Below are 13,615 nucleotides of genomic sequence, written 5' to 3'. Positions count from 1 at the left end.
GCGGGACAGCCCGCGCCGAGGGCGCCGGTCGCTCTCTCCCCCCGCCTCCCACCCCGCCCCTTTCAGGGGTACGGCAAGCCCTGCATGGCAGCGAAGATGTGCGCCTCCTCCAGATCGACGAGTGCCGCGGCCTCGACGTACGTGGGGGCGAGGGCGGTGATGACGGCGAACTCGTCGATGACGAATTGGAGGTCACCCAGGATGAAGGTGTGCGCCCCGACGGCTCCCTCGTTGCTGCCGAAGGGCGGGTGGGTGACTCCGGAGGGGTGGGGGACGACTTCGTTCCACCAGGCGCGGCGGGGGTCGTTGTCGGCCATGCCGACGGGGCGCCAGTTGTCAGAGTCGAACGTGTGCCAGAGCAGGCGTACCGATTGGTGGGTCGCGGTGCAGGTGTTCAGCACGTCCTTGAGGAAGTCGGTGTACTGGGAGAGGTAACCCTGGGTGGATCCGACGGTCGGGGCGGTCAGGAGGTTCTTGTAGACCGCGGTCCAGGCGGGACCGAATCTGGTGTGGCCGGAAAGGTCGGCCTCGGCCATGAGTGCGGTGGATCGGGTCCGGAGAGCGATGTACTTGTTCCGCGGGTTGTACCAGGCGGCCGCGGCCGAGGGCGTGTCCACCACGATGTGGCAGTGCTCCAGGTCGAGCGGGCTGGCGCCCCAGGTGGCCGGTGGGGTGAAGGGTCCGTCGGGTGAACCGGTCGGGTCGAGCAGAGCTACGAGGCCGGTGGTCATCGCGCTGCGGAACGCGGACGGGATCACCGCGGACACGGGGTTGAAGGTGTACGAGGTGATCGGAAGCCTCGCGAGTTCCCGGCTGCGGTTGAAGTCGTAGGCGGGTATCCGCCGGGTCTGCCAGGACAGCCATTCGTCCCGGTCCGCGCACGGCATGGCCCATGCCTCGTCCAGTGCGGTCATCGTGCCGATGCCGACCACCGGGTCGCCGGGCGTCAGGGGTGGAACCTGGTCCTGCTTGAACTGCACGACAGCGGCGGAGGTCTGGTTCCCGAAGTTCCCGGTCGCGCCGCTCGGGATGCTGTAGCCCAGGTCGATCAGCCCGTACTGCACCGCTTGGATGTGGTTCCCGGACTGGCCGTACTTGAGGTACGAGGACGTCGTCCCCGCACGTACCTTCTCCAGTATCGGGTCGCCTCGGAAGCGGGCGGATTTCAGCAGCGCCATGGCGAAACCGCCTTTCCCGCGTGGGTCTTCCCCGCCCCGGTCCCTATTCCTGACCGCTTTTGCTGGTCCCCCCGGCTACTCCCATCGTCTCTCCGGACTTGCGGGCTCTCAAGTTTCGCGGCACGTACTCAGACCCGACGGCACGCCGGTCGTACTCATGCCGCTCACCCCGTGCGACAGCGGCAAGCCACTCAGCGCCGTGTCTCGTACCTGGTCAGGACGATGCCGTCGGGAAACGTCCGGGTCTCCACCAGGTTCAGGTCGACCCAGTTGCTCAGGGTGGTGAAGAACGGAGTGCCGCCGCCTACGAGGACGGGGGCGGTCGCGAGGATGTATTCGTCGATGAGGCCGGCGCGCATGGCTGTGGCGGCGAGGGTCGCGCCGCCGATGTCCATGGGGCCGCCGTCCTCGGCTTTGAGGCGGGTGATCTCGGTGACGGCGTCGCCGGTGACGAGGCGGGTGTTCCAGTCGACCTGGTCGATGGTCGAGGAGAAGACGACCTTCGCCATGTCTCGCCAGCGGTGGGCGAACTCGATCTCCGCCGGGGTGGCGTTCGGTTGCTGGTCGCCGGTGGGCCAGTAGGAGCTCATGGTCTGCCACAGCTTGCGGCCGTAGAGGGTGAGGTCGGTGGCCTGGAGTTGGTCGGACCAGAACTGGAACATCTCGTCGCTGGGCACGCTCCAGCCGATGTCGTCGCCGGGCGCGGCGATGTAGCCGTCCAGGCTCAGGTTCATGCCGTAGATGAGTTTCCGCATGGTGCCAGCCTTCCGTGAGTGGGTCTCACGGGTTCGGACCGACACGGCGCGGGAAATTCATCGGTGCTCGGTCCTGGCTGTCGAGTCGGGTGACTCAGCGTCGTCGGGTTCACCCTGGGTCACGTCGGGCCGGGAAGATCCGGTCGCCCGGGTGGGAGCGGCTCGGCACACTGGAAGGAGGGTGATCCTTTCGGTGGAGCGGAGGGATTCCGATGCGGGAACCCGGAGTGCCGGTGGCTGTTCCGTCGGCCGCGTATGAGGCTCTGGAGGCGCTGAGGAGCGCGTACGAGGGCGTGTTGCCTGGGGAGGTGTCGTACGGGGTCGGCTTGAAGCGGGTCGGGGGGACGTACGTCGAGGAGATCGCGCTGATCGTGTACGTGCCGGACAAGCGGCCGTCCGGGGAGCTGTCGCGGGAGGAGACGGTCCCGCGGTCGTGGGAGGGGTACGTGACGGATGTCGTGGAGAGTCGGCCGGAGGAGCTCGCGCTGCTCAACGACTCGACGTTCGTGCAGGCGCCGCGTGGTGGTGTGTCGATCGGGTGGGACGACCCGTTCCAGGTGTTCATCGGGACGCTGGGGTGTGTGGCACAGCGGCGCACCGACGGGTCCAGGGTGCTGCTCACCGCCAACCATGTGACGCCGGCACCTGGGGACGAGATGTTCCAGCCGCAGCCCGGGGCTCCCCAGTCCGCGCTGATCGGCACGGTGGAGTTGCAGGGGACGGACTGGGACTGTGCCACCCTGGCCCCGGATCCGAGCCGGGGGACTCCTGACTGCAGCGTGCTCGACATCGGGGCGCTCCAAGGCTCGTCCACGGCCCCACCCGGCGACCATCTCTGGACGGCCGTCAGGAAGCGCGGTCGCTCGACCGGCTTCACCAAGGGCGTCGTCGTCGCCCACATGAACCCCGGGCAGGTCGGGGACGAACGCCTCCGCGTCGACACGTTCCCCGTCGGAGGGCTCTTCATCTGGCACGGCGACTCCGGGTCCGTGCTGGTCAACGCAAACGACGAGGTCATCGGCCTCCTCGTCCAGGGCGACGAGATGCTGCCCAGCTCTACGAGCACCAATCCGACCCGCGCGGTCGGCCTTGCTCTGCCGATAGCGCCGGTGCTCGACGAGCTGTCGATCGAGGTCGGCGTGAATCCGCCCGTCGTCAACGAGATCAGTCCCAACACCGCCGCGGGTCTGCTCGGGACCGGCGGCAAGGCTGTGATCAAGGGCGTCGGGTTCGACGCCTCGAGCGCCGTCACGTTCAACGGGGTCGGCGCGCTCAGCGTCGTACCGTCTTCGCCGCATCTGCTCGTCGTCATCCCGCCGTTCCTGGGGATCTTGGGCACTGTCCCGGTCGTCGTCACGAACGCGTTCGGTGAGCAGTCGCTGCCCGGGGGCCCGGCGACGTTCACGTACTGAGGGGGGGGTGGGGGGGAGGGTGGCACCGTTTGGAGTAATGGCGGTGGCTCGGTGGTGCGGCTGGTCGCAGGGTGGTGTGGAGGACCGTCTACCGCTCCCTGGTTCGTGAGGACGCTGCCGATGCATCGATATCCGCCGATCGCCGATCACGGTCTCGTGGGGGACTTGCAGACGTGTGCGTTGGTGTCGGCGGAGGGGGTGGTGGATTGGTTCTGTTCGCCGCGGTTCGATGCGCCGAGTGTTTTCGGGCGGTTGTTGGATCATGAGCGGGGCGGGCATTTCTCGATCACGGTGGAGGCGCCGGGTACGACGGTGCGGCAGTTGTATCTGGCGGACAGCGCGGTGTTGTTGACGCGGTTCCTGACGCCGGACGGGGTGGGTGAGGTGGCCGATTTCATGCCGTTGGCGGCGGATCCGACGGTGGCGGTGGACCGGCACACGTTGGTGCGGGTGATGCGGGTGGTGCGGGGCACGGTGCGGTTCGCGGTGGAGTGCAGGCCGCGGTTCGATTACGGGCGTGAGCGGCATGAGTTGGGGTTGGATGGCGCGAACGCGCGGTTCGCGGGCGCGTCGGCGACCGCGCATCTTCAGGTGCTGGGGGCGGTCGCGCTGGAGCGTGACGGCGAGGATGTGACGGCGTCGGTGGAGTTGTCGGCGGGGCAGCGGGCGGCTGCGGTGCTCACGTTGGACGGGCCGGGGGCGGAGCCGCCGGCGCCGGCGGATGAGGTGAGCCTGCGGGCGGCGTTCGACGGGGTCCGGTCGTTCTGGCATGAGTGGATCGGCCGCTGCAGGTATCGGGGGCGGTGGCAGCAGCAGGTGAACCGTTCGGCGATCACGTTGAAGCTGCTCACGTACGCGCCGACGGGCGCGCCCGTGGCAGCCGCCACGATGGGGTTGCCGGAGCAGGTCGGCGGGGAGCGGAACTGGGACTACCGGTATACGTGGGTGCGGGATGCCTCGTTGTCGGTGCGGGCGATGGTCGACCTGGGCTTTACGGAGGAGGCGGACGCGTTCCGGCGCTGGTTGGGCGCGCGGTTGCGGGCCGGTCGTACGGTCAGCGGGGAGCCGTTGCAGATCATGTACCGGGTGGACGGGGATCCGCATCTGCACGAGGAGGTGCTGGAGCATCTGGAGGGCTGGCGGGGGTCGGCTCCGGTGCGGGCCGGTAACGGGGCCGCCGACCAGCTTCAGCTCGACATCTACGGCGAGGCCGTCTACGCCCTGGCGCAGGCGCGTGATCTGGCGCAGTTGGCCGGGTATGACGGTTGGCAGCGGTTCGCCGGCACGGTGGACTGGCTGTGCGACCAGTGGGACCGGCCGGACGAGGGGATCTGGGAGACGCGTGGTGGCCGCCAGGACTTCACGTACAGCCGGGTGATGTGCTGGGTGGCGTTCGACCGTGCGGTGCGGATGGCCAACGAGCTGGGCCGGCCGGCCGACCTTCCGCGCTGGACCGCGGCTCGTGACGCGGTGTTGCGTCAGGTGATGGAGCGCGGGTGGTCCGTCGAGCGCCAGGCCTTCGTCCAGCATTACGGCAGTGACGTCCTGGACGCCTCGCTGCTGCTCATGCCCGTCACCGGTTTCGTCTCGCCGCGGGACCCGCGCTGGCTGTCCACGCTGGACGCGATGGACGCCGAGCTGGTCTCCGACAGCCTGGTCTACCGTTACGACCCCGCTGCCTCGCCCGACGGTCTGCGCGGCTCCGAGGGTACGTTCTCGCTCTGCAGTTTCCTCTACGTCGACGCGCTCGCCCGGGCCGGCCGGCTGGAACAGGCCCGGTACGCGTTCGACAAGATGCTGACCTACGCGAACCATGTCGGGCTCTTCGCCGAGGAGATCGGCCCGACCGGCGAACAACTCGGCAACTTTCCGCAGGCGTTCACCCACCTCGCGCTCATCACCGCGGCCCTCTCCCTGGACGAGGCGCTGGACCGCTGAGCCCGGCGGGCGTGGCCCTGGACCGCTGAGCCCGGCGGGGGTGGCCCTGGACCGCTGAGACCGGCGGGGGTGGCTCGGGACGTCAGTCGGTGGCGGGGCCGAAGCGGCGCAGGTACGCGGTGGGGGTGATGCCCGTTTCGCGGCGCATGAGGGCGCGGAGGTTGGCGGCGGTGCCGAGGCCGCTGCGTCGGGCGACGATCTCGAAGCGCTGCTCGCCCCGTTCGATCAGGCGGCAGGCGAGGGAGAGGCGTTCACGTGTGAGCCAGGCCAGGGGGGTGGCTCCCAGTTGTGCCCGGAAGCGGCGGTGCAGGGTCGCGGGGCTGACGGCCGCCCGGGTGGCGAGGTCCGCGACGGTGAGGGGCGAGTCGAGGCGTTCCTGGGCCCAGGCGAGGACGGGGGAAAGGGATTCGTCGGGGCGGTCGGGCATGGGGCGCTCGACGAACTGGCGTTGGCCGCCGTCGCGGTGGGCGGCGAAGACGAGGCGTCGGCTGACGGAGTTGGCGGCTTCCGCGCCGTGGTCGCGACGGACGACGTGGAGTCCGAGATCGAGTGCGGCCGCGCTGCCCGCCGCGGTGAGGATGTCGCCGTCGTCCACGAAGAGGACGTCCGGTTCGAGGTGGACGGCGGGGAAGCGTTCCCGGAAGCCGTCGGCCCATTGCCAGTGGGCGGTGGCCCTGCGTCCGTCGAGCACACCGGCCTCGGCGAGGGTGAAGGCGCCGCTGCAGAAGCCGATGAGTCGGGCGCCGCGCGCGTGTGCTCGTCGGATGGCGGCCAGGACGAGGGGGCGGCGGGGCACCTCGACGTCGGGCCGGTTGGGGACGATCAGGGTGTCCGCGTCGTCGGCCGCGTCGAGTCCCGCGACTCCTGTGAGGGTGAAGAAGCCGTCTCGCATCAACGTGTCGGGCTCGGGAGAGCAGAGTCTGAAGTCGTACAGGTCGCGGCCGAGCTCCGGTCTGGGCAGACCGAAGATCTCGATCGCGCAGCTGAGCTCGAAGGGGTTCGAGTTCTCGTCCACGATCACGACCACCTTGTGCGGGTGCGCCGTACGGTCCCGCTGCGAGGATTCTTTCGCCATGTGCGATTCCTAGCACTCACGGCGGCCGGGCGACAGCCCGCAGGATGAGTCCATGACCAATCAGCCCGTATCCCTCGCCAAGGCTCTGGCCTCCTTCGACGCCCTCTGGAGCCCCCGCATCGTCACGCAGGTCAACGACTACGACGTCCGGATCGCCAAGGTCGAGGGCGAGCACCTCTGGCACGTCCATGACGACACCGACGAGTTCTTCCTCGTACTCGAAGGAGAACTGCACATCTCCCTGCGTGAGCCGGACAGTGGTGAGCGCACGGTGACGCTGCCCCGCGGGTCCGTCTTCGCCGTCCCGCGCGGGACCGAGCACAAGCCGTCGGCTCCGTCCGGCGCGGCGATCCTGTTGTTCGAGCCGACCGGCACGTCGACCGTCGGCGACCGCCACGACGACGTCCCCGACCACGTCGACGCGACGACCGGCCACGCCCTCGACCTCTGAGGGCGCGCGGAATCCTCCGCGCGCGCCCCCTCCCCTACTCCCCCGCGCGGTCGCCCTGCCCGCGCAGCGCCAGCCACTCCTGGAGCTCGATCACGTTCCCTTCCGGGTCCTCCAGGTACGCGACCCGCATCCGATCACCCATGGATGCGGGTTCGCTGCTGAACTCGGCTCCTCGTGCGACGAGTTCGGCGTGGGTGGCGTCGAGGTCGTCCACTCGCAGCGCGACGAGCGAGCGGAGTCCCTGGGGTGCCACGCCCGACCGGTCCAGCACGCCGGCCATCTGCGCCCGGTCCTGGAGGGCTATCGCGGCGTGTCCGGTGTCGGGGCTGAGCTTGGCGTACGGGCCTGACTCGGCGTCGAACTGGGGCTTGAGGCCGATGACGTCCCGGTAGAAGCGGTAGATGGTGGGGAAGTCGGAGACCAGCAGACGTACTTGAGTGAGTTCCATGGGGACATTTCTAACCGTCCGAGACTCCGCCCGGTGGTCAGATCGGCGGCTCTTCGGCGGGTACGGGGAGGGCGTGCGGGCGGAGGACCATGAGCGAGTCCTCCGGTGCCGCCACCATGGCGAAGGGGAAGCGGTCGAGTTCGAGGCAGAGGGCGACGTCGTCGGGGTGGACGCCCTGGCGCACGCGCTCGTTCAGTTCGGCCGCGGCACGGGACTCGGCGGCGCGGCGCAGGAAGTCGGCCGCGCCTCCCCCGGTCCCGTCGGCCCGTCGGGCGATGTACTGGGCGCAGGCGAGGTCCTCGTCGGCACGGCCGTCCTCGCCGGTGACCACGAACGTCACGTCGGCGGATCGGCGTTCCCGCAGGAGCCGTGCCGTCGCCTCCGCCACGACGAAGCTCGCGCACAGCACCAGTGACGCGTCCTTGACGGCCAGGGCGCCGACCGTACCCGCCGTGGTCTTCTGTACGACGGTCCGTCCGCCGAGGTCGACGGACCGCAGTTTGCCCGGCGAGTTCACGGCGTCGAATCCGGGTGCGGGCGGACCGTCCTTCAGCGCCACCCAGTCGGGGTGGCGGGACTTGAGTGCCAGGGCGTCGTCCAGCGACTCGGCGAGGACGATCTTCTCGGCCCCTTGGGCGAAGGCCCAGGCCGCCACGGTGAAGGCCCTCATGACGTCGATGACGACCGCCGTGGAGGGGGTTTCGGTCAACTCGGGGATACCGAGGAAACGAGCGTCCATCGGTCCATGATCACGTACGCCGCGCGGCGGTGCACCGGATTTCGGAAGCGAACCGGGCCTTGCGGGCCGAAGGGCAGGGAAGTGCGGCAGCCTCAGGCCGCGCCGTCCGATTCCTGGCGGGATGCGGCGACCAGGGCCGACAGGAGGCCGGGGAAGCGGGCTTCCGCCTCGTCGACGCGCAGGGCATTCATCTTGGTGGCCCCGATGTAGTACTGCCGGATCACGCCGGCTTCGCGAAGGACGTTGAAGTGGTGCGTGAGCGTCGAGCGGGAGACCGGGACCTCGAAGGTGCCGCAGCTGATGTCGTCGCCGGCACGGGCCAGCTGGACGACCACCGCGCGGCGCACCGGGTCGACGAGCGCCTCAAGGATCTGCTGGAGGGTGACATCGGCCAGGTCGGGGTGTTCCACGGTGCGCGGGGTGGTGCCGGGGCGGGCCACGGTGTCTCCTTCTGACCTGGTCGACGCGGTGGTCCCATGCTACGACGCCGATCGAACACGCCGACCATGCCGGCGGTCCGGACGCCCCTCTGCCATGGGGTTCACCCACGCCACACATTTCGATGGCTGTCAAATTTCGACACCTACGGAGCTTCGATGAGCGTCAAAGTTTGACGGTCATCGTCATACGTGCTTTCGTTGCCGCGACGTCCCGCCGCCGCACGTGCGGCGGGAACGTACCAACTCGCCGCACGCGAAAGGTCTTTGCCATGTCCCAGCAGGTTCTCTTCGACCGGATCGGCGGTCCCGAGGTACTCACCCTCCGCGAGGTCCCCACCCCCACCCCGGGCGCCGGCGAGGTGCTCATCCGGGTGGACGCGATCGGCCTGAACAGGGCCGAGGTCATGTACCGGGAGGGCGGGTACTTCTACCAGCCGTCGTTCCCCTCCACCCTCGGCTACGAGGCCGCAGGCACCGTCGAGGAGGTCGGCGAGGGCGTCAGCGGCCTCGCGGTCGGCAACCCGGTCGGCGTCGTCCCCGCGTTCCACCAGACCGAGTACGGCACGTACGGCGATCACGTACTGGTCCCGGCCGCCGCGGTCGTGCCGCTCCCGGCCGGGATCGATCCGGTGAAGGCCGCCGCCGTGTGGATGGCCTACCTGACCTCGTACGGCGCGCTCGCCGAGAACGGCTTCGTCCGCCCCGGCGACCACGTCCTGATCACCGCCGCCTCCAGCAGCGTCGGCCTGGCCGCCATCCAGACGGCCCGCCGCATCGGCGCCGTCCCGATCGCCACCACCCGCGGCGCGAACAAGAGGCAGGCCCTGCTCGACGCGGGCGCCGCCGACGTCATCGTCACCGACGAGGAGGACCTTCCGGCCCGCGTCAAGGAGATCACCGGAGGCGAGGGGGTCCGCCTGGCCTTCGACCCGATCGCCGGCCCCGGCGTGGAGACGCTCGCACTGGGCATCTCACCCGGCGGCCGCCTCGTGATCTACGGCACCCTGGACCGCCGCACCACCCCGCTGCCCAACGCCCACTCGTACCCGGCGCTCAGCACGAGCACGTACAGCCTCTTCGAGATCACCAGTGACGCCGAGCGGCTGCGTCGCGGCATCGCGTTCGTCAACGCCGGACTGAGCGGCGGCTCCTTCGACCCCGTCGTCGACCGCACCTTCGACCTGGCGGAGATCGCCGAGGCCCACCGCCACATGGCATCGAACACGCAGGTCGGCAAGATCGTCGTCACCGTGCAGCACTCGTAGACGCAGGTCGTCATACCCCCACCGGTATATTGAGTCGGCAGATCCCCTACCTCCACCCGATACCCCCCTGATACCCAGGGGGGTATTTGACTTCCAGCGCGGGATGGCCATACGGTCAGGATCAGAGATACCCCCGGGGGTACCTGGAGCGGAGCCCTCGACGCCCGCCACCCGGGCCGATCTCGATCACCAGGACTCCCCCGCGGGAGTCAGCCCTCGCACCCGCCCCGGGTGCGCGTTTCTTCGGGAAGGGATTCGCCGTGTTCTTCAGTCAGTACTACCTGGACTGTCTCTCGCAGGCGTCGTACATGATCGCCGACGAGACGACCGGGCAGGCCGTGGTCGTGGACCCGCGCCGGGACGTGTCGGAGTACCTCGCGGACGCACGGTCACGCGGATTCACCGTCGTCGGCGTGATCAACACGCACTTCCACGCCGACTTCGTCGCCGGGCACCTGGAGATGGCGGACGAGACCGGCGCGTGGATCGGCTACGGCTCGCGCGCGGAGACGGAGTACCCGATCCGCAAGCTCGCGGAGGGCGAGCGCATCGCGCTCGGGGACGTCGTACTCGAGGTCATGGAGACCCCCGGGCACACGCCCGAGTCGATCAGCGTGCTGGTGTACGAGCACGCCGACGACGAGGTGCCGTACGGCGTGCTCACCGGTGACGCCCTCTTCATCGGCGACGTCGGCCGCCCGGACCTCCTCGCCTCGGTCGGCGTCACCGCCGAGGAGCTCGGCGCGATGCTGCACGACAGCGTGCAGAACAAGCTGATGGGGCTGCCCGACGCGGTCCGCGTCTTCCCCGCGCACGGCGCCGGGTCCGCGTGCGGCAAGAACCTGTCGACCGAGAAGCAGTCCACCATCGGGGAGCAGCGCGCCACCAACTACGCCTGCGCGCCGATGAGCCGCGAGCGGTTCGTCGCCCTGGTGACCGCGGGGCAGTCAGCCGCGCCCGGCTACTTCGCGTACGACGCCGAGCTCAACCGCAAGGACCGCGTCCGCTACGACGCCACGGCCTCGGCCCGGCCGCTGACGCACGCCGAGTTCGCCGGGCTGCGCGCCGGCGGGGCGGTCGTCGTCGACGCCCGCGACCCGCAGGAGTTCGCCGCCGGGCACCTGCGCGGCGCGGTCAACGTGCCCGCCGACGGCAGGTTCGCCGAGCAGGCCGGAACCGTACTCGCCCCGGCCGACGAGCTGGTCGTCATGGCGCCCCAGAACCGGGAGGAGGAGGTCGTCACGCGCCTCGCCCGCATCGGCTTCGACCGTGTGGTGGGCTACGTACGCAACCCCGAGGACACGCTCCGCGTCATGGACGACGACGTCACGCCGGCCAGCCGCATCACCGCCGCCCACCTGAAGGCCGCCCTCGCCGGGAACAACCCGCCGCTCGTGGTGGACGTCCGCACCTGCGGCGAGCGGGAGGCCAACGGCTTCATCCCCGAGGCCCTGCACATCCCGCTGAGCGAACTTCCCTCGCACGCCGGCGAGCTCCCCGCGGACCGGCCGCTCGTCCTGCACTGCGCCGGCGGCCACCGCTCCTCCATCGCCGCCAGCCTCCTGCGCCACCGCGGCATCGAGGACGTCTCCGACATCCTCGGCGGCTACGCGGCCTGGGCCCTGGCCACGGAATCCGTCGACGCCTGACCGGGCGCCGCGGCCCTCACGAGCCGCCGCCACCGCGTGCGCGTCGGCGTCTGCGTGCGCGTCCGCACCCGCACCCGCACCCGCACCCGCACCCGCACCCGCACCCGCACCCGCACCCGCCAAGGGTCAACCGCCCGGGGCCCTTCCTACCCCCACACATACCCCCCTGGGTATTCCATCCTGTTCAGCCGGAGTCACACATGAGCGCCCAGCGCCCCACCCCGTCCATCACCCCCGCCGCCCTGCGCAAGCTCACCGAGGAGGGACGCGCGCCACGTCTCCTCGACGTGCGCACGCCCGCCGAGTTCCGCACCGCCCACATACCCGGCTCCTACAACGTGCCGCTCCACACGCTGCGCGAGCACCGCGCGGAGCTGCGCGCGCACCTCGACGAGGAGGTCGTGCTCGTCTGCCGTTCCGGAGCCCGCGCGTCGCAGGCCGAGCAGGCGCTGGCCGAGGCCGGACTGCCGAACCTGCGGGTCCTCGACGGGGGAATGGTCGCCTGGGAGGCGGTCGAAGCGCCGGTGAACCGTGGTCCCGAGCGCTGGGACATGGAGCGCCAGGTCCGCCTGGTCGCGGGCTCGATCGTGCTCGCCACGGGACTCGTCGGCGTCCTGGTGCCGGGTGCCCACCTCATCGGTACGGCGGTGGGCGCGGGTCTGACGTACGCGGCGCTCAGCAACTCCTGCATGATGGGCGTCCTGCTGTCCAAGCTGCCGTACAACCGGGGCCCTCGTACCGACATCGGCACGGTGATCACGGAGCTGCGGAGCGCGGCGTGACCGCCCTGATCGTGGCGGTCTCGCTGCTGATCGGGGTCAGCCTGGGCATCCTGGGCGGCGGCGGTTCGATCCTGACCGTGCCCATCCTGGTCTACCTGGCGGGGCAGGAGACCAAGGAGGCGATCGCCACCTCCCTGTTCGTGGTCGGGGTCACCAGCCTCGCCGCGCTCATCCCGCATGCCCGGGCCCACCGGGTCCGCTGGCGGACCGGACTGCTCTTCGGCGCGTTCAGCATGGCGGGCGCGTACGGCGGCGGGCGGCTCGCCGCCTACATCCCCGGCACGGTGCTGCTGGTCGCGTTCTCCCTGATGATGCTCGCCACCGCCGCGGCGATGCTCCGCAAGCCCCGGCCCGGTCGCGAGCGCACCCGGCCCGCGCACAAGGACCTGCCCCTCAAGCACATCGCCGTCGAGGGTCTCGTCGTCGGAGCCGTGACCGGTCTCGTCGGATCGGGCGGCGGATTCCTCGTCGTTCCCGCCCTGGCCATCCTCGGCGGGCTGCCGATGGGGATCGCGGTCGGCACCTCGCTCCTGGTCATCGCCATGAAGTCGTTCGCCGGACTCGCCGGTCACCTCTCCGGCGTGTCGATCGACTGGGGCCTGGCCCTGACGGTGACCGCGGCGGCCGTGGTCGGCAGTCTGATCGGCGGCCGACTCGCGGGACGCATCCCCCAGGACGCGCTGCGCAAGGCCTTCGGCTGGTTCGTCGTCGTCATGGGCGTCTTCGTCCTGGCGCAGCAGCTCGACACCGCGCTGTGGACCCATCCGGCCACCTGGGCGACCGTCGGAGCCGTATCGACCGCGATGATCGCCGTACGGCTGCGGCAGAACACGCGGGCTCCGCGTACCGGCTCGGAGTCACACCGGGCCTGAGGAGCAACGGAAACCGCGTGAGCCACGGGGGCGGTCCGTCCGAAAGCACGGACCGCTCCCCTCTCGTCCACCGGACGCGCAGCGACAGCCGCTCTCAGTCGATGCAGAACTCGTTGCCCTCGATGTCCTGCATCACGATGCACGAGTCGTGGCCGTCGTAGAGGAGCCGCTCGCGTACGGCTCCGAGCGCGACGACTCGCGTGCACTCGGCCTCGAGCTTGGCGAGGCGCTCTTCTCCGACGAGGCCGTTGCCGACCCGGATGCAGAGGTGCACCCGGTTCTTGACGACCTTGCCCTCGGGGACGCGCTGGAAGAACAAGCGGGAGCCCACGCCCGACGGATCGACGCAGGCGAACCAGGAGTCCCGCTCCTCGGGCGCCTGCGCGTTCTTGTACTCGTCCCACGTGGCGAAATCGCCCGGCGGAGGCGGTACGACGTACCCGAGCAGCTCGCACCAGAAGCGAGCGAGGCGCTCCGGCTCGGCGCAGTCGAAGGTGACTTGGAAGTGCTTGGTCGCTGACACCGGCGCACCGTAACAAGGGGGTTGAGACGACCGCCTCCCCTTTTCGGGGTGGCCGGTTGTCGGCCGGCCTGTCCTGAGGGCGGGCAGC

General features: G+C 70.2%; 14 protein-coding genes. 7 read left to right on the top strand and 7 right to left on the bottom strand.

Annotation, left to right across the window (positions count from 1 at the left end):
- Window positions 1–62: 62 nt before the first annotated feature.
- Window positions 63–1,178, bottom strand: coding sequence for a peptidoglycan-binding domain-containing protein (locus tag ACZ7G1_RS03225; protein ID WP_470877956.1), 1,116 nt, complete (start codon window positions 1,176–1,178; stop codon window positions 63–65).
- Window positions 1,179–1,369: 191 nt separating this feature from the next.
- Window positions 1,370–1,933: a dihydrofolate reductase family protein gene (locus tag ACZ7G1_RS03220; protein ID WP_470877955.1), complete on the bottom strand. Its 564-nt coding sequence runs from the start codon at window positions 1,931–1,933 to the stop codon at window positions 1,370–1,372.
- 212 nt (window positions 1,934–2,145) lie between these two features.
- Between ACZ7G1_RS03220 and ACZ7G1_RS03215 the strand changes: the two genes are divergently transcribed.
- Window positions 2,146–3,345 (top strand): IPT/TIG domain-containing protein, encoded by a 1,200-nt coding sequence (locus tag ACZ7G1_RS03215; protein ID WP_470877954.1) that lies wholly within the window; start codon window positions 2,146–2,148, stop codon window positions 3,343–3,345.
- Between the two features lie 120 nt (window positions 3,346–3,465).
- Window positions 3,466–5,283, top strand: coding sequence for a glycoside hydrolase family 15 protein (locus ACZ7G1_RS03210; protein ID WP_470877953.1), 1,818 nt, complete (start codon window positions 3,466–3,468; stop codon window positions 5,281–5,283).
- An 82-nt stretch (window positions 5,284–5,365) separates the two neighbouring features.
- Here ACZ7G1_RS03210 and ACZ7G1_RS03205 read toward each other — a convergent pair whose 3' ends face one another.
- Window positions 5,366–6,358, bottom strand: a complete 993-nt coding sequence (locus ACZ7G1_RS03205; protein ID WP_470877952.1) for a helix-turn-helix domain-containing protein — start codon at window positions 6,356–6,358, stop codon at window positions 5,366–5,368.
- A gap of 52 nt (window positions 6,359–6,410) precedes the next feature.
- On the opposite strand from ACZ7G1_RS03205, the gene ACZ7G1_RS03200 reads away from it, so the two are divergent.
- Window positions 6,411–6,809, top strand: coding sequence for a cupin domain-containing protein (locus ACZ7G1_RS03200; protein ID WP_470877951.1), 399 nt, complete (start codon window positions 6,411–6,413; stop codon window positions 6,807–6,809).
- A 34-nt stretch (window positions 6,810–6,843) separates the two neighbouring features.
- Here the strand turns inward: ACZ7G1_RS03200 and ACZ7G1_RS03195 are convergent, their stop codons facing one another.
- The 3 genes from ACZ7G1_RS03195 to ACZ7G1_RS03185 form a co-directional block, all read right to left on the bottom strand.
- On the bottom strand, window positions 6,844–7,257 hold the full coding sequence (locus ACZ7G1_RS03195) for a VOC family protein (protein ID WP_470877950.1): 414 nt from the start codon (window positions 7,255–7,257) through the stop codon (window positions 6,844–6,846).
- 37 nt (window positions 7,258–7,294) lie between these two features.
- A complete protein-coding gene (locus tag ACZ7G1_RS03190) occupies window positions 7,295–7,996 on the bottom strand; it encodes a 2-phosphosulfolactate phosphatase (protein WP_470877949.1) in 702 nt (233 codons plus the stop codon).
- Window positions 7,997–8,088: 92 nt separating this feature from the next.
- A complete protein-coding gene (locus ACZ7G1_RS03185) occupies window positions 8,089–8,436 on the bottom strand; it encodes an ArsR/SmtB family transcription factor (RefSeq protein ID WP_470877948.1) in 348 nt (115 codons plus the stop codon).
- A gap of 269 nt (window positions 8,437–8,705) precedes the next feature.
- Here ACZ7G1_RS03185 and ACZ7G1_RS03180 point away from each other — a divergent pair, with 269 nt between their 5' ends.
- From ACZ7G1_RS03180 to ACZ7G1_RS03165, 4 genes are all read left to right on the top strand, one after another.
- Window positions 8,706–9,701 (top strand): zinc-dependent alcohol dehydrogenase family protein, encoded by a 996-nt coding sequence (locus ACZ7G1_RS03180; RefSeq protein WP_470877947.1) that lies wholly within the window; start codon window positions 8,706–8,708, stop codon window positions 9,699–9,701.
- A 260-nt stretch (window positions 9,702–9,961) separates the two neighbouring features.
- Window positions 9,962–11,350 carry an MBL fold metallo-hydrolase gene (locus tag ACZ7G1_RS03175; RefSeq protein ID WP_470877946.1) on the top strand — a complete coding sequence of 463 codons (1,389 nt, stop codon included), beginning with the start codon at window positions 9,962–9,964 and terminating at the stop codon, window positions 11,348–11,350.
- A 200-nt stretch (window positions 11,351–11,550) separates the two neighbouring features.
- Window positions 11,551–12,132: a rhodanese-like domain-containing protein gene (locus ACZ7G1_RS03170; RefSeq protein WP_470877945.1), complete on the top strand. Its 582-nt coding sequence runs from the start codon at window positions 11,551–11,553 to the stop codon at window positions 12,130–12,132.
- Window positions 12,129–13,004, top strand: a complete 876-nt coding sequence (locus ACZ7G1_RS03165; protein ID WP_470877944.1) for a sulfite exporter TauE/SafE family protein — start codon at window positions 12,129–12,131, stop codon at window positions 13,002–13,004. The genes ACZ7G1_RS03170 and ACZ7G1_RS03165 overlap by 4 nt, the downstream gene beginning before the upstream one ends.
- A gap of 94 nt (window positions 13,005–13,098) precedes the next feature.
- Here the strand turns inward: ACZ7G1_RS03165 and ACZ7G1_RS03160 are convergent, their stop codons facing one another.
- Window positions 13,099–13,527 carry a VOC family protein gene (locus tag ACZ7G1_RS03160; RefSeq protein WP_470877943.1) on the bottom strand — a complete coding sequence of 143 codons (429 nt, stop codon included), beginning with the start codon at window positions 13,525–13,527 and terminating at the stop codon, window positions 13,099–13,101.
- Window positions 13,528–13,615: the final 88 nt, after the last annotated feature.

Source organism: Streptomyces sp. NPDC037273, from assembly GCF_055603625.1.
This window is presented reverse-complemented; position numbering and strand designations above follow the sequence as displayed.